This window comes from Rhodococcus sp. P4_B6, from assembly GCF_056402215.1.
Genome location: NZ_JBFUHV010000202.1, coordinates 1 through 14,348 on the forward strand (window position 1 = coordinate 1; position 14,348 = coordinate 14,348).

Here is a 14,348-nt window from a genome sequence, read left to right on the forward strand (position 1 = left end):
GGCCTGCCCGCCGGTGTGCTGTCGGTGCTGCCCGCGTCGAACGCCGCCGCCGTCACCGAACCGCTGCTCGCGGATCCGCGGCTGCGGAAGGTGACGTTCACCGGATCCACCCGGGTCGGCAAGATCCTCATCGAGCAGTCCGCCCAGCAGGTTCTGCGCACCTCGATGGAACTCGGCGGCAACGCCCCGTTCGTGGTCTTCGACGACGCCGACATCGACGCCGCGGTCGAGGGCGCGATGGCGGCGAAGATGCGCAACGGCGACGAGGCGTGCACCGCCGCCAACCGCCTGATCGTCGCGAACTCGGTGCGCGAGGAATTCACCACCAAGCTCACCGACCGGATCGCCGCACTCACCGTCGGACCGGGCAGCGAAGACGGCACCAACGTCGGCCCCCTCGTCAACGAGAAGCAGCGCCGCAACGTGGCGTCCCTCGTCGACGACGCCGTCGCCGCGGGCGCCCGGGTCCGCACCGGCGGCAAGTCCGTCGACGGTCCCGGCTACTTCTTCCAGCCCACCGTCCTCGACGAGGTGCCCGCAAATGCGCGCATCGTCCGCGAGGAGATCTTCGGACCCGTCGCCGCGATCACCGGTTTCGACACCGAGGCCGAGGGCGTCGCCGCCGCCAACGACACCGAATACGGTCTCGCCGCGTACATCTACACGCAGAACGTCGACCGTGCGTTCCGCGTCGCCGACAAGCTCGAGAGCGGCATGGTCGGTGTCAACCGCGGCGTCATCTCCGACGTCGCCGCGCCGTTCGGTGGAGTCAAGCAGTCCGGACTCGGCAGCGAGGGCGGCACCGAAGGCATCGAGGAGTACCTCGAAACCAAATACATCGGCTTCGCGTCTGGTCAATAGTCGCCCGACCGAGGATCGTCGACCGGTCATCCAGGCCTGGCTATAGTCGTCGAGCGCGGAGATCTATAGAGCGGAGAGCAATTTCGCTGAGCCGACTTCATACTGAGATACGACTCGGGCCGAGACAGTTTCAGATCCCCTTTTTGAGCGCCACGGCGCAGGATCGTCAGGATGGCGGCCACGGCCATCGACAGGTCGATGTGCCGGTACCAGGTCGGGTACCCGCGGATCTGGTAGTGGTCGAGGCAGGTCTCGTTCTTGGTGGTCTGGGAGCACTCCCCTATCGCCCAGCGGCTGCCGGCCACCCGCTCCGGCTCGGCAGGTTCGGTGTCGGCGGGACCGGGCAGATGTAGTAGGCAACGACATTGGGCGCGATCAGATGTCCCGCCTGATGGCGATCACCGGCATCACCGGAGCCGTCCGCGGCAAACACCACACGATCACCACCCAGCCCGACGATCGGGCGCCGCGGCACCCGATCTGATCGAGCGGAACTGGGACGCACCGCAGCGCCCGGACCAGTGGTGGGTCGCCGACTTCACCTACGGTTGGACGTTGGCCGGGTTCGTCTACACCACGTTCTGCGTCGACGTCTTGTCGGGACCGTGATCCCGAACGAAGGCGGCAGAGGCCGCCAGGCGCATCCGCTGATCAGCACGAACACGACCGCGGTGAACACCGCTCGGTCGTCGACCGGTGCGCTGCCGCCGCCCTGTGGTCGGGTGGCGAACGGCGGAATCAACGGTTCGGCTGTCTCCCCCAACGCATCCGGCAAGCCCGGAGACGTGCCGATCAAYGTTCGCTACTCGCGCCGGCGCAATCCGTCGAGGACGATGCTGAGCAGGTGCCGGGCTCGAATGTCCCATTCGTTCTCGTCGAGCCGGGACAGGTAGCCGATGAGGAGGATGACGTCACGAGCGTCGACATCGGAGCGGATCGCTCCGGCGGCTTTGCCGGCGGCAAGGAGCATTGTCACCGCATCACCGATCGGACCGAGGCTGTGCGCGGAGAGGTCCCGCCATACCGCCGTCTCGACTGCGGCGAACACTCCACGCTTGATTCGTGCATAGTCCGCCACCCGGTTGAACCAGCAAGCCAGCGCCTTGAGCGGCTCATGCTCGGCGAGGAACGCCGGCGCGGCCGCAACGAGCTGTTCGACATCGTTGCGATAGACCTCGGCCAGCAGGTCATCTCGAGTCGGAAAGTGGCGGTACAGGGTGCCCTGGCCGACCCCTGCCTGCTTGGCAATCGCGTTGAGCCTCAGCTCGTCTGAGTTCGCGATGACCGTTCGTGCGGTCTCGATAATCCGAGCGCGATTCTCGGCAGCGTCGGAGCGGCGGCGGGGTGCGTTCATCTGTCCTCTGCATGACGACTTGAGTAAGCGGACACGTGTCCGCTAACCTGAAACGTAAGCGGACACATGTCCACTTTAAGTGAAGGGATTCCACATGTCAGCCATCAACGGCAAGGTTGTCGCCATCACCGGCGCGAGCAGTGGCATCGGTGAGGCAACCGCCCGCCTGCTCGCCGAGCGCGGCGCGGCGGTCGTCCTCGGTGCGCGTCGGACCGAGCGTCTCGACGAGCTCGCCCAGGGCATCCGTGAACGTGGTGGACGTACTGCCACCTGCACTACTGATGTCACCCGCCCCGAGGACCTCGAGCGGCTCGTCGGCCGCGCCGTAGAGGAGTTCGGCAGACTCGATGTACTGGTGAACAATGCCGGAATTAGCAAGATCGGGAACATGGCAGACCTTGACGTCGACGGCTGGTCGGCGATGATCGACGTCAACCTCCGTGGGGTGCTCCACGGCATCGCCGCGGCACTTCCGATATTCCGTCGACAGGGCGAGGGGCATCTCGTGACCACCGTGTCGACGTCCGGCCTGAAGATCGTCCCCACCCAGGCGGTCTACGCCGGAACCAAGAACGCCGTCCGCACCCTGTTGGAAGGACTGCGGCAAGAATCGACCGACGGCGTACTGCGGACAACGTCGGTGTCGCCCGGCGTGGTCCGGACCGATCTCGCCGATTCCATCGACGATGCCCAGGTCCGCGCGCAGATCCAGCGGAACATGAACGAATTCGCCATCCCGCCGGAAGCCGTCGCCCGCGCCATCGCGTTTGCCATCGAACAACCCCACGACGTCGAAATCGGCGATATCACCATCCGCCCAACCGTCCAAGGCTAGGTGCCGTTGCCCGATCTCAAGGCATTCGCCCATAGGCGATCGCCTTGCGGCCACCCGGTGATGTTGCGCCTGTCTCTTCGTGCAACGAGTCAGGCGGTCCCATCGCACGTCCCGCCTGGCAATCGAGCTGAGATGGTGCTCGTGCCATTCAGGGACGGAGCGCCGGGATCATTTGCGGACGCGGAATCGGAGCATGGTGACGGGGCCCGACTGCGTGTTGCTGAACGGTTCCAGGTCGATCCTGCCGAGGCCTGGGGTCGAGAAGCGGATACCGTCGCCGAGAAGCACCGGCAGGACATACACCAGGATCTCGTCGACGAGCCCTCGCTGCAGGCACTGGCTGGCCACGTCGGCACCGAGGATCTCCAGGTTTTGCCGCCCGCAGCGTTGAGCGCCGTGGCGACGGCTTCCGCGATGTCGCAGGTGAGGAACGTGACCCCTGGGTCCGGCTCGTCCGGCGGCTCGTGGGTGAGGACGAACTCGGGCCCCCCGTCGTAGGTGGTGTCCTCGTCGGCCATCTGCTTGGCGACCTCGTAGGTGCCCCGGCCAATGAGCATGGCGCCCGTGGCCGCCATGACCTCCGGGAACGCGGCCGCGCTCATGAGGTCGAGGATCCAGTCCATCGCGTGGTCGGGACCGGCGATGAAGCCGTCGAGCGACATCGCCCTGTTCACGACCACTTTGCCGGTGCCGGTGCTCGTGTCGCTCACGCGCTTCCTCGCAGGACTCCGGCGGGCTGGCGGGACAGACAGCGAGTCGTCTCCGCCCCAGCGGCGTCGGGAAGCGACACGTGAACGCCAGCGCCGCGCCAGACGACGTAGTAGCCGGGACTACCCCCGAGCTTGGTGTGGTGGTGCGCCGTGACGCATCTCCAAAGGGTGTCGAGGCCGATGTCGAACACCTCGCTGTACCACGCACTCAGCGATGTCGAAGTTGCCCGACGCATTCGGCTACTCTATCCGAGATTTTGCGTGTGACGCCCGGCTCCGGGCGCCACAGGGATGCTCGGCAGAGTGGGTGGACCCCGCCTCGTGAGGGACCCAGAGTACCTGCGGATGGGCTCACTTCGACGGGAATAGCACAGCGCCCACTCGTCCCGCACGCCGAACCTGCACCGGGACGAGATCGGCGCCCAGCGCGCACTCGCAAGGGTCAGCGCTCGTCCCGAGAGCGGATGGGTAACCAGGACTGTTTGGTGGGCGCTGCCCCCGCGCAGGCGCTCGGTTGCTGTTGCAGCACAAGCGCCCCGCGGAATTCGGTCAGTCGATGAGGGCGGTCGCCTCGACTTCGACGAGCACATCCGGCTCGAACAGGTAGTCCACGCCGATGAGCGATGTCGGCGGCAGCGGCAGCGTGAGCCCGATCTCCTCGGCGACCTGCTCGACACCGGCCATGAACTCACCGATCTTCTCGGGCTTCCAGTCCGTGACGTAAAAGGTCAGCCGGAGGACGTCGTCGAAGGTCGCGCCCACCCCGGTCAGCCCTGTCGCGGTGTTGCGGAGCGCTTGGGCGACCTGCCCCGCGAGATCACCTTGGGCAACCGGGGTTCCATCGGCGAGCCGTGCGATCTGACCTGCGACGTGGACGTGTCGGGTTCCGGAACCGACAGCGACGTGGTGATACGGAGTGGGCTGCGTCATTCCATCGGGGGTGAAGTACTGAACGGTCATGAAGGTTCTCCTCGAATATCGACCTGGATAGGTATACCTTTAATACCTGGTATACAGAAGTCACTTCAATGAGACTAGGTAGCATGCGAGATACTCCCCAGGCCGTTCGCGACGAACTCACGATCACCCCGCCTCATCGAGAGCTGCTTGATCAGATTCTCGACAAGTGGTCATTGGCGGTGCTCAACGAACTGTGCGAGCGCCCAAGCCGCTTCAACGATCTGCGCCGCGCGATCCCTTCAGTGACACAGAAATCTTTGACCGCCACCCTGCGTCGACTCGAACGCAACGGCATCATCGAGCGCGAACTTCTCAGCTCTCGCCCGGTCGCCGTCGAGTACCGGATCACCCCGCTCGGCAAGACCCTTCGCCATCCGGTCGATGTCCTCCTCGGCTGGGCCGAAACCCACATGCCCGAGATCGAAAACGCACGCACACGCTTCGATGCCGAGTCGGAACTCGCCTGATGCACCCGCACGGCATTCGGACGCAGGGGCCGGCCCCACAAGTGATCCCTGACAGCACCGGGCGCTCTGCTTGTCGATCATCATGCGCATCCTCTCAGGGATCGGTTTGCGGTACTGGCGCCTCTATCCCCTGCTCAGCATCGCCGCCGCAGTGAGCGTGGGGCTGCCGGCCTTCCTGCTGGCGCGGCGACTCCAACTCGCTGCGAGCCGATCCAGCTCGTTCCCGGCGCCGCGCGGCGGTGCCAGACTTTGCGCAGATGACTGACATCGACACGCTGCCGCCCGACCTTTCCAGGTTCATCGGCCGTGCCCGTGAACTCCGAGAGATCGCCGTCCTCGTGGCCCCGGGGAGGCTCGTCACGTTGCTCGGTCCGGGTTGGGTGCGGCAAGACACGTCTCGCAGCGCCCGCGGTGATCGAACGCTGGCGCGCGGGCCGGAAGATAGATCCTGACATGCCACGCGGTTTCGCCGATCTCAAACACGAGGTCTTCGCTCGCCACTCCAACCCGTGGAGTGCCTGGACTCGCTGGCTGAGCACCCCTCTTGTGCTCGTTCCTCTGTCGACACGGCAGTGGAGCCATGCCGCGATCGTCGGTGCCTGGATGGCCGCCAACCCCGTGATCTTCCCGAACCGGCGGACGAGCACGCTTGGTCCACCCGGGCGGTGCTCGGCGAAGAACTCTGGATCACCGAGCGGCCACGCGACACCGCGATGGCGGTAAACGCGGCGGCCACGCTGGCCGGCATCACCGCACTGATCGCCGCCCGGCGACGCCGCGCCGCACCGGCAGCCGGTGCCACCGCGGTCATGATGGCGCTGCTGCTGGTCTACTGGCGGCTGATGGCCGGCTACTACAGCCGACACCGGGGCGCCAACACCGGCTGAGCCCCGAATACGAGTCGGCTTCCGGTCGTCGTATCCGACGTGGACGATCCGGACGAGGGCAGGCTGCTGATGTAGTGCGGGCCGACGAATCCGCCGCCCGCTGGCACCTCTACACCCGAGGTTGCCGCCGCGACGGCATCATCTCCCGTCCGACGGCACCACCGCGTACGGGCCGATCTGGGACTGGACCACCACCGACGTCTGGGCCCACATCGCCCGCCACCGGCTCCCGGTGAATCCCGTCTACACCAAACTCCGTGAGCTGGGTGTCCCCGAGCAGCAACACCGCCTCTCCCACCTCATCGACGGTGGCCACCTCGACCGCGGCCGTCTCACCTGGCTCCGCCGCGGCTGGCCCGCCCTCTTCGAACAACTCGCCGACACCCTCCCCCGTATCCGACAACTGAGCTAGAAAAATGTCGCCGGGATATGTCGAGAACCCCCGCGCGGCTCCGTCCCCGGAGTGAAACGGCCACAATGGGCCGCACCGCACCAAAGGAGAACATGATGGCCAAGTACCTGCTGCTCAAGCACTACCGCGGCGCGCCGGCATCGGTCAACGACGTGCCCATGGACCAATGGACGCCGGAGGAAATCTCGGCCCACGTGCAGTACATGAACGACTTCGCCGCCCGGCTGGAGGGCACCGGCGAATTCGTCGACAGCCAGGCACTTTCCGCGGAGGGCATGTTCGTCCGGTACGACGGCGAGGGGCGGCCGCCGGTGACCGACGGCCCGTTCGCGGAGACCAAGGACCTGATCGCCGGCTGGATGGTGATCGACGTCGAGACCCACGAGCGGGCGCTCGAGCTGGCCGGCGAGTTGTCCGCGGCCCCGGGGTGCGGATGGGAAGCCGATCCACGAATGGCTCGAGGTGCGCCCCTTCCTGACCGCTGCACCGACCACGACGGAGTGCGGCTTTCACCAGGGGTGATGACACGTCCCCCGAGCCTCTGATCGCGGTGCCGGGGCCGCTCGAACAACGCGGGCTGTCTAGTACATGAGCAAGAATGGGCTAGAGTTTGTCCACTGCGGATGCACAGGATGAGCCGGAGGCGTTTACCCCTTCTCGGGGTTGGTGCCTTCGGTTTTCTGTTTCGCGAGCCGTTCCTCGGTCATTCGCTTCTTCAGCTCCCGGCGGGCGCGTTGCTTCGGGGTTTCCTCGGGTTCGCTCTCGGGTTGGTCGTCGACGGGCCGGAAGTGCGCGCGCCCCAGCTTGATGTCCGGGTGCACGACCAGCTCGGGTCGGCCCTTGTCGTCGGTGAATAGTCCCATCAAGCCCCTCATTCCTCGGTGATGTCTCGCAGTTGCACGATCATCCGCCGGCCAATGCTCCCGTCCGGGCGACGGTAGCGCCCCTCACCGGCCGAGACCACCTCGAACCGCATCCCGCGCGGCAGCAGGTGCGCAGTGTCGTCGACCGTGTCCGACCGCCCCATATACATGCCCCGGTCCGTTTCGATCTCGAACACCACGTCCCGCTCCCCGACCGTCGGGTCGAGTTCGTGCAGGGCATGGGTGGCCATTGTGTGCCGATCGAAATCCAGCCGCGAATCCGGCTGCAGCGTCGAGGGCAGGTTGACCGCTTCCTGCGGCACCATGTGCGGGAGCGTGACCGCGCAGTAGAGGATGTGGCCTCGGTCGTTGAACCGTTCCGCGGTCTGAATCGCCCGGTCCACGCGCTGGACCTGGGACCTCATCTTCTCGTCCAGTTGTTGCGCGTCACCGCGTGCCGTCGACAACGCCTCGCCGACCGTCTTCCACCGGTCCGGGTCGGTAATCAGGGTCTGCACGGCGGTGTACCCGACGGCCGGCAACCGCGACTGCGCCCTGTGCTTGTTCACCGAGCGCACCTTGCGCTGACGCGAACTCGGCGGCTGACGAATCGAATCCGGGATCGGCAAGTCCCGGCGTTTACGTTCGGAGACCTCGGGCACTGTCGCTCGCGGGAAGGCCCGCTCCAGGTCTTTGCGGGCGCGGGTGAATTCGGCGTCCTCGACCATCCGGTCAAGCTCCCGGGCCGAATCACGCTCCTGTGCGCGGTCTTTGTACGTGTCGGCGGAACGATAGCCAGCGGGCTTCGATGCGGGCGTAATACTGGTGCCGGCCTCCGGGTCCAGGCGCGTCGGTGGCGCGTCCGGGCTCACGTTGTACGCCACCCCGACCTCCCCGACCGCCTCGGTACCGCCCCTGAAACGACGAAACGTGGCAGACGGGTTCCTAGAGCCATCTGCCACGCCCGGACCCACCTCACGGGCGGGTTCCACGGAGAACGTGCATCATCTGGCGACCAACCATCAACACGTTCCCGCGCGCATCGCCGGCGTCACCGCCGACTGACGCCCAGCATACCTAGCGTCCGCAGTCCACGATCAGCTCATCCCGCCCGATTTCAGCCAACGATCGCTCCGAATGTGTTTGTCACGCTTATTCTGACTTCGCCTGGATCAGTGCCTGACGGGCCCGCCGAACGCGGTTCTCGATCGAAGCATCGTCTTCATTGATCTCCTCGCGGTCCTCTGGTCTTTCCACGATCAAAGGCTCCCAAAGCTGACGAGGCACAACCATCTCGAACTCATCTCGGTTGAAACCACCAAGTAGCGGCGCGCCTTGGACTGGACCTGATTCGCTGCTGTACGCCGTGTAGATACTGACGAAGCGTGCCGCAATTCGGTCCACTTCCTGGCCGCCATCGATCATCTCTTTGACCTTGTTGCGTAGTTCGTTCAGACGATCCTCACCCAGATACGACCCGTAGAAGAGCACGGAGCCAGTTTCCGAATCGTCCGTCGTGAGATCCGTGATGCAGGCGTCGAAACACCTGCGGTGCACGTCTTCCCCGACCGCACGAATCTGCTCCGACTCCTCCTCCGTGGGCGTGTTGGCTGCGACTGAGGTCGACATCGTCCGGATCGTCACGTGCAGTCCCCATTCGCTGACGAATGTCTCGAGGACTGCGCAGGCAGATTCAGCCGTGTCCGCTAGTACCACGGCGATGCCTGCCAATGCACCAGCGAACCGAGACTCCGAAGACAATCTCGAGGCTGTCGTGAAATTCAGGAGACGACGACTGACAACCAATGCGGCCGAAACCGCGTTAGCCGAGTTCATGCTCGCCGTGACCTTGGGCAAGAGGGTGCAACATTTCTCCGCCGCGTGGCCGGCCATCTGCTCATCCGCCAGCGCCATGCCCAGGGGTGACTGGTCGGCGAGTTGGCCGGTGTCCGCCAGCTCCGATAGTCCGGCCACAATTAGTGCGTCACTGATATCGCCCACCGGAATGCCCATGACGAAGTACCTGTCGAAATACGMACTTTTACAAACACTCTGCTTGCGCGCGTTTCCGATCCAGCCTGGTCCTCTAACAGCGGGGAAGAGGTATTGCACCAATCGCGCCAGCGCATCCGCGCGTTCGCCATTGACCTCAGCTGCCTCTTCGATCTGAGCACGCCAATTCGGCTCCTCTCCGCTCCGAGTGGAGACCGGCCCGGTCCTCAGCAGCCTGCCCTTCCACGCAGGCAGCTTCTGGTACAGCCTCGGATAGCGCACCCGCAGGAACGTCAGAAACAACAGGTCTGTGGCGTTGATCTCGTTCGGGCGGATCACCGTCAGCGTGATATCGAACTGGGTTACCAATCGATGGATTGCCCGGAGCGTTTCGAGGTCGCCGGGAGGAACGAGTGACAGGAGATCATCGACCGGTGATCCGAACGGCCCCCTGCCCGAGAGTATCGGCCCGAGACTGTGGGTCGCTTCCACCTTCGCGAGCGCCGTGGTCATCTCCCGAACGCGGTGTGGCTGTTGCAGAGGAGGAAGGTCGAACGGGTACTGCACGATCTTCTCGAGGAACTGCAGTGCCCGGTCCGAGTTCTTCGCGATCGATGTCGCGGACAGGACATCGAGAACGGTGTTCTGATCGTAGGCAAGCAAATAGTGGATCCCTGGGAAGTTTCCGAGGAGGCGGACCGTCTTCAGCACCGCGACCAACTCATCGGCGTGGAGTCGATCGATGTCGTCCACGACAACAAGTATGCGGATCCCTGCCTCGACGATGTCTTTCGATGCTTCCTTGAACTGATCCTGGAATGATTTCTCGAAGTACTTGCCAGTCTCCTCGAAAAGCGTGCTAACCGCCTTCCCCGCTACTGGAATCATGCTGGCTGCTCCGGTCGCAAGTGGGACCATCGCCCGCAACTTGCCTCCCATCTTCTTGCGGACATCGGTAGGCAGGGCGGATTCGATGGTGGCGTAGAACTCCTTCACCAGCGTCGCCGAATCGGATGCGGCCCACGGCGTGAAGTAATGCACGGACCATTCGGGGGTGGGCATGTTATCCGCAATCATCCGCAGGACGGAAGTCTTTCCACTACCCCAAGCCCCGGTGAGCCCGAACGCGACACTGTCGCGTCCACCCATCGCAGCAATCCGTTGGGCTACATGCGCCGAGAACTCCTCGCGATCGAGGCGATCTCCGCTGGCATCTGTGATCGGTGCGTCGGTGAAAATATGCGCTGGCGCGGTGACAGTCATGGTTTCACTTCATCACAGCCCGATCGCTGGACAGAACTGCACTGCCCAATAAACCCGCAGGTAGATCACGTGAATGACAGACCGTTGTGACGTGGCACCGCATGTCATTAGCTTCTTCCGGGCGCCCTGTATGCCGTGGCGGGACTCGTACCAGACCGGTGACTTCATCGTGGCGGCCGTGAAACATCGCGACACGAATCGACCGAGTCCCTGAAGTCGGCGCCGTTTACGATCGGTGATGGCGGGGGAACGCCATCACGTGAACAACGAGGGGGATCACGCATGTCTGCAGATGAGGTCACCGAGGCGGAGAAGGCCGGCGCCGCCCCATACAGCCGGGCGCTGCTGGCGGTCTACAACTTCCACCTCGGTGGTCGGCACCTCGACATCGGCCCCGGAACCGGCTGGTACCTCCGCCGCGCCACATACCCGACCCCGAAACCCGACGATCGAGCTGCTCGACCTCAACCCGAACACCCTGCAGATGACCACCACCCGTCTCGCCGACCGGGGCATCACCGCGACCGCGTACACCGGCAGCGTCCTCGCCCCGCTTCCCCCGGACATCTGGGTGTTCAACTCCGTGTCCGCGAACTTCGTGCTGCACTGCGTGCCTAGTATCTGGGCGGAGAAGGGCCGCGCATTCGGACACATCGCCCAAGTTCTCGACGACGACGGGGTTTTCTTCGGCTCGACCATCCTCGACGTCTCAACGACTTACCGGACGGACTGAATGAGATCGCCATACTGTGCAAGTGCCCAGTCAGTAGCCGTCCACCTGTCGCGGGCCACCGGAGACGGCTAATCGAGTCATCGCGGAGCAATCGCGACGAAATGCACTTCCGCGCCTTGTGACGAATCATATTCCGCAGCTTGACATCAGAGCTGTACCGGGTGCCTGTAACCACGTCCTATTATCCACGTCTGTCCGCCTCGACCTCCGGGCCGTGTCGAGTCACACACCGCCGCAGTGCTGCTGTTGGGCACGGCTGGGGAAGATCGGACTGACCGCGGGACCTCCGAACGCTGCCGATCCGTGGCGCAGACCCCCGACCAGGCATGATCTGCAACATTCCTGTCCGACCTTGCCATGACGCTCGCCTACTTGGCCGACCGCGCCGCCCACCCCGGGCCATCCTGACGCGTTCGGGCATATCGCTTTCGGTACCGCGCTACCTCCATGATCACCACCCGGGCCCGCCGCCGACGACCACAAGACGACCGCGGCGATCGACACCGCCCGCGCTGCAGCCGGGAAGACCGCATCTCTGGGGCCGGAAAACCTGCTCCCGACCAGGGCATATGCATATGTAGAGTCTGTTACCCAATGGTCACGGTGTTGTTTCGGGGTGCTGTCTTCCGTGCATGTGCCCAGGTGAGCGAAGTGTAAGCGCCCCGACACCACCGGCCATCGAGCGGACACATTCCGGCTTTATGGTTCTGCGAATCTTCAATCTCAGGAGCTAAGCCGTGACAACAATATCTCAGCGACCTTCGAACTCATCGCATGCCCCGATATCGGTCGGGCATCGGATCGACAAATGGGACCCCGAGGACGAGGCCGCCTGGGAGGCGGGCGGGAAGAACATTGCCCGCCGCAACCTCCTCGGCTCCATCCTCGCCGAGCACATCGGATTTTCGGTGTGGTCGGTGTGGTCGGTGATGGTGCTGTTCATGCCCACGGCGGTCTACCACATCGATGCAGCCGGAAAGTTCTTCCTTGTCGCCATACCCACCCTGGTCGGCGCCATACTGCGCCTGCCCTACACCTTCGCCACGACCACCTTCGGTGGCCGGAACTGGACCATCATCAGCGCACTGGCACTGCTGGTTCCGATGACCCTGACCCTGTACTTCATCTCGAGGCCCGAGACCTCCTACACCACGTTCATGATCGTCGCCGCGTTCGCCGGACTCGGCGGCGGGAACTTCGCGTCCTCGATGACCAACATCAACGCGTTCTACCCGCAACGCCTCAAGGGCTGGGCCCTGGGCTTGAACGCGGGCGGCGGCAACATCGGCGTCCCTGCCATCCAGCTGATCGGCCTGCTCGTGATCGCCACCTGGGGCAACCGCAGCCCCCAGATCGTCTGCGCGGTCTACCTGGTGCTCATCGGCATCGCCGCCGTCATCGCCGCCCTCTACATGGACAACCTCACCGACCAGAAAACCGACGCACGATCCCTCATCGATGTACTCAAATTCCGTGACTCCTGGATCATCTCGTTCCTCTACATCGGAACATTCGGATCGTTCATCGGATTCAGCTTCGCCTTCGGCCAGATCCTGCAACTGAACTTCCTCGCCGGACTCACCAACGGCGCTCCGGCCACCCCTGCCATGCAAGCCACCGCCGCCCTGCACGCCGCCCAGATCGCCTTCATCGGACCACTTCTCGGGTCCCTATCCCGCCCACTCGGCGGACGCCTGGCAGACAAGATCGGCGGCGGCCGGATCACCCTCTACAGCTTCGTGGCGATGATGGCAGCCGCCGGTATCCTCGTCGTCGCCGGTACCGTCGACGACTCCACCCCCGGGGCCGCGAACACCGCCATCATGACCGCCTACGTCGTCGGTTTCATCCTGCTGTTCGTCATCTCCGGAATCGGCAACGGGTCCGTCTACAAAATGATCCCGGCCATCTTCGCCGCGAAAGCCGCAGCGCTGCACCCTCACGACGCACCGACCGCCGCCGTCTGGTCACGCACGATGTCCGGGGCACTGATCGGAATCGCCGGCGCCGTCGGCGCCCTCGGCGGAGTCGGAATCAACCTCGTCCTACGCGCGTCCTACCTCGGGGTTCATAAGTCCGCCACCACAGCATTCTGGGTGTTCGCCGCGTTCTACATCCTCTGCGCGGTGATCACCTGGACCGTGTACCTGCGGCGACCGACCGCACCGGCATCCACTCCGGTCGACACTCTCACGCCTGCTCTCTGAACAACAACCTCCGGAAACGTCCGGGAACGCCGACTCATCCACGGAACCCCGTTCAGCAGAACACCATCCCGGCATTGGCTGCACAGCCAGCCTGCGGGTCAACATCCTCACGACGGCGATTCAGCGCCTTCGGCCGCGTCGAGCGGCGCTGCGGTCATCCGCCGGACTCGTCCAGCACAGCAGGGACCGTTTCGGTCCCTGGAACACACGAGAAGGAAATCCACGAGCATGAAAATGTCCAAACTGATGGCGGTCGCCGCCATAACCATCGCGTCGATGGGAATCGTCGCCGGCACCGCCCACGCGGACCCCGCACCAGCCACCCCTCCCGGTGTGGGGTGGAACCTCACCCGCAACGGTGACCAGGTCATCATCGACACCACCGCCGGGTCACTGAGCACCGAGAACAACCACCTGATCATCCGCGACGCCTCAGGTGCCACCGTCGAGTCGGTACCCCTGTCGATCGCCGTCAACGGCTTCGCACACCCCGTCGCCGCACAGATCAACGGCCGCACCGCAACCCTGACCACCGACACCAGCCCGGCCGCCGCAACCCCGGTCGCTCTTCCGTTGCGGCAGGTCGACCTGCCCGCCGCCACCGCCGGAGTCAAGGACAACATCACCCTCACCGCGGCCGTCGGCGGCTTCCTCGGCGCGGCAACCGGTCTGGTCGGCGGCTGCCTCCTCGGCGCCGTGGCCGGGGCCGTGATCTCCGCACCGGCAGCACTGCTGTTCGGCGCCGGCCCCTTGGCAGGATGCATCGGCGGCGCACTACTGGTCGGCGCGGGCGCCTCCCTCGCC

At 64.8% G+C, this 14,348-nt stretch carries 13 protein-coding genes and 6 pseudogenes; 10 read left to right on the forward strand and 9 right to left on the reverse strand.

Annotated elements, in window-relative coordinates:
• Positions 1-861, forward strand: an 861-nt coding sequence (locus AC1DWT_RS44105) for an aldehyde dehydrogenase family protein (RefSeq protein ID WP_477925627.1), incomplete at its 5' end; no start/stop codon positions are given.
• 128 nt (positions 862-989) lie between these two features.
• On the opposite strand, the pseudogene AC1DWT_RS44110 reads toward AC1DWT_RS44105, so the two are convergent.
• Positions 990-1,231, reverse strand: a pseudogene (locus tag AC1DWT_RS44110) (IS701 family transposase); the annotation flags it as partial.
• On the opposite strand from AC1DWT_RS44110, the pseudogene AC1DWT_RS44115 reads away from it, so the two are divergent.
• Positions 1,217-1,461: pseudogene (locus AC1DWT_RS44115) on the forward strand (IS3 family transposase); the annotation flags it as partial. The pseudogenes AC1DWT_RS44110 and AC1DWT_RS44115 sit on opposite strands and share 15 nt — an antisense overlap.
• On the opposite strand, the pseudogene AC1DWT_RS44120 reads toward AC1DWT_RS44115, so the two are convergent.
• Positions 1,439-1,636 (reverse strand): annotated as a pseudogene (locus tag AC1DWT_RS44120) (transposase); the annotation flags it as partial. The pseudogenes AC1DWT_RS44115 and AC1DWT_RS44120 overlap by 23 nt on opposite strands.
• A 27-nt stretch (positions 1,637-1,663) precedes the next feature.
• Positions 1,664-2,215 (reverse strand): TetR/AcrR family transcriptional regulator, encoded by a 552-nt coding sequence (locus AC1DWT_RS44125; protein ID WP_095869924.1) that lies wholly within the window; start codon positions 2,213-2,215, stop codon positions 1,664-1,666.
• 94 nt (positions 2,216-2,309) lie between these two features.
• Here AC1DWT_RS44125 and AC1DWT_RS44130 point away from each other — a divergent pair, with 94 nt between their 5' ends.
• Positions 2,310-3,050 carry an SDR family oxidoreductase gene (locus AC1DWT_RS44130; RefSeq protein ID WP_167114164.1) on the forward strand — a complete coding sequence of 247 codons (741 nt, stop codon included), beginning with the start codon at positions 2,310-2,312 and terminating at the stop codon, positions 3,048-3,050.
• A 168-nt stretch (positions 3,051-3,218) separates the two neighbouring features.
• On the opposite strand, the gene AC1DWT_RS44135 is transcribed toward AC1DWT_RS44130, so the two are convergent.
• From AC1DWT_RS44135 to AC1DWT_RS44145, 3 genes and pseudogenes are all read right to left on the reverse strand, one after another.
• A complete protein-coding gene (locus AC1DWT_RS44135) occupies positions 3,219-3,398 on the reverse strand; it encodes a dihydrofolate reductase family protein (RefSeq protein WP_373560075.1) in 180 nt (59 codons plus the stop codon).
• A 110-nt stretch (positions 3,399-3,508) separates the two neighbouring features.
• A pseudogene (locus tag AC1DWT_RS44140) lies at positions 3,509-3,760 on the reverse strand (dihydrofolate reductase family protein); the annotation flags it as partial.
• Positions 3,761-4,309: 549 nt separating this feature from the next.
• The gene (locus tag AC1DWT_RS44145) at positions 4,310-4,720 is read right to left on the reverse strand and encodes a RidA family protein (protein WP_095869923.1); all 411 of its coding nucleotides are present in this window, start codon (positions 4,718-4,720) and stop codon (positions 4,310-4,312) included.
• An 83-nt stretch (positions 4,721-4,803) separates the two neighbouring features.
• Between AC1DWT_RS44145 and AC1DWT_RS44150 the strand changes: the two genes are divergently transcribed.
• From AC1DWT_RS44150 to AC1DWT_RS44165, 4 genes and pseudogenes are all read left to right on the forward strand, one after another.
• Positions 4,804-5,187: a winged helix-turn-helix transcriptional regulator gene (locus AC1DWT_RS44150; RefSeq protein ID WP_095869922.1), complete on the forward strand. Its 384-nt coding sequence runs from the start codon at positions 4,804-4,806 to the stop codon at positions 5,185-5,187.
• Between the two features lie 665 nt (positions 5,188-5,852).
• Entirely contained in the window at positions 5,853-6,074 is a 222-nt protein-coding gene (locus tag AC1DWT_RS44155) for a hypothetical protein (protein ID WP_338051659.1), read from the forward strand.
• 74 nt (positions 6,075-6,148) lie between these two features.
• Positions 6,149-6,486: pseudogene (locus AC1DWT_RS44160) on the forward strand (phosphoadenosine phosphosulfate reductase domain-containing protein); the annotation flags it as partial.
• A 95-nt stretch (positions 6,487-6,581) separates the two neighbouring features.
• Positions 6,582-7,008 (forward strand): annotated as a pseudogene (locus AC1DWT_RS44165) (YciI family protein).
• Positions 7,009-7,133: 125 nt separating this feature from the next.
• Here AC1DWT_RS44165 and AC1DWT_RS44170 read toward each other — a convergent pair.
• The 3 genes from AC1DWT_RS44170 to AC1DWT_RS44180 all read right to left on the reverse strand — a co-directional run bounded on the left by AC1DWT_RS44170 (position 7,134) and on the right by AC1DWT_RS44180 (position 10,604).
• Entirely contained in the window at positions 7,134-7,349 is a 216-nt protein-coding gene (locus tag AC1DWT_RS44170; RefSeq protein WP_095869920.1) for a hypothetical protein, read from the reverse strand.
• Between the two features lie 8 nt (positions 7,350-7,357).
• On the reverse strand, positions 7,358-8,233 hold the full coding sequence (locus AC1DWT_RS44175; protein WP_095869919.1) for a hypothetical protein: 876 nt from the start codon (positions 8,231-8,233) through the stop codon (positions 7,358-7,360).
• Positions 8,234-8,501: 268 nt separating this feature from the next.
• Positions 8,502-10,604, reverse strand: coding sequence for a KAP family P-loop NTPase fold protein (locus AC1DWT_RS44180; protein WP_477925632.1), 2,103 nt, complete (start codon positions 10,602-10,604; stop codon positions 8,502-8,504).
• A gap of 484 nt (positions 10,605-11,088) precedes the next feature.
• On the opposite strand from AC1DWT_RS44180, the gene AC1DWT_RS44185 reads away from it, so the two are divergent.
• From AC1DWT_RS44185 to AC1DWT_RS44195, 3 genes are all read left to right on the forward strand, one after another.
• Positions 11,089-11,337, forward strand: a complete 249-nt coding sequence (locus tag AC1DWT_RS44185; protein ID WP_257014836.1) for a hypothetical protein — start codon at positions 11,089-11,091, stop codon at positions 11,335-11,337.
• Positions 11,338-12,074: 737 nt separating this feature from the next.
• Complete coding sequence (locus AC1DWT_RS44190; RefSeq protein WP_095869917.1) at positions 12,075-13,544, forward strand: nitrate/nitrite transporter; 1,470 nt, start codon at positions 12,075-12,077, stop codon at positions 13,542-13,544.
• A gap of 228 nt (positions 13,545-13,772) precedes the next feature.
• The coding region (locus AC1DWT_RS44195; protein ID WP_477925635.1) for a DUF8020 domain-containing protein at positions 13,773-14,348 on the forward strand (576 nt) is incomplete at its 3' end.

Bases quoted from the DNA above. Each gene is read 5' to 3' on its own strand.
- AC1DWT_RS44125 (WP_095869924.1), bottom strand. From the start codon at position 2,215: ATGAACGCACCCCGCCGCCGCTCCGACGCTGCCGAGAATCGCGCTCGG.
- AC1DWT_RS44130 (WP_167114164.1), top strand. From the start codon at position 2,310: ATGTCAGCCATCAACGGCAAGGTTGTCGCCATCACCGGCGCGAGCAGT.
- AC1DWT_RS44145 (WP_095869923.1), bottom strand. From the start codon at position 4,720: ATGACCGTTCAGTACTTCACCCCCGATGGAATGACGCAGCCCACTCCG.
- AC1DWT_RS44150 (WP_095869922.1), top strand. From the start codon at position 4,804: ATGCGAGATACTCCCCAGGCCGTTCGCGACGAACTCACGATCACCCCG.
- AC1DWT_RS44170 (WP_095869920.1), bottom strand. From the start codon at position 7,349: ATGGGACTATTCACCGACGACAAGGGCCGACCCGAGCTGGTCGTGCAC.
- AC1DWT_RS44185 (WP_257014836.1), top strand. From the start codon at position 11,089: ATGACCACCACCCGTCTCGCCGACCGGGGCATCACCGCGACCGCGTAC.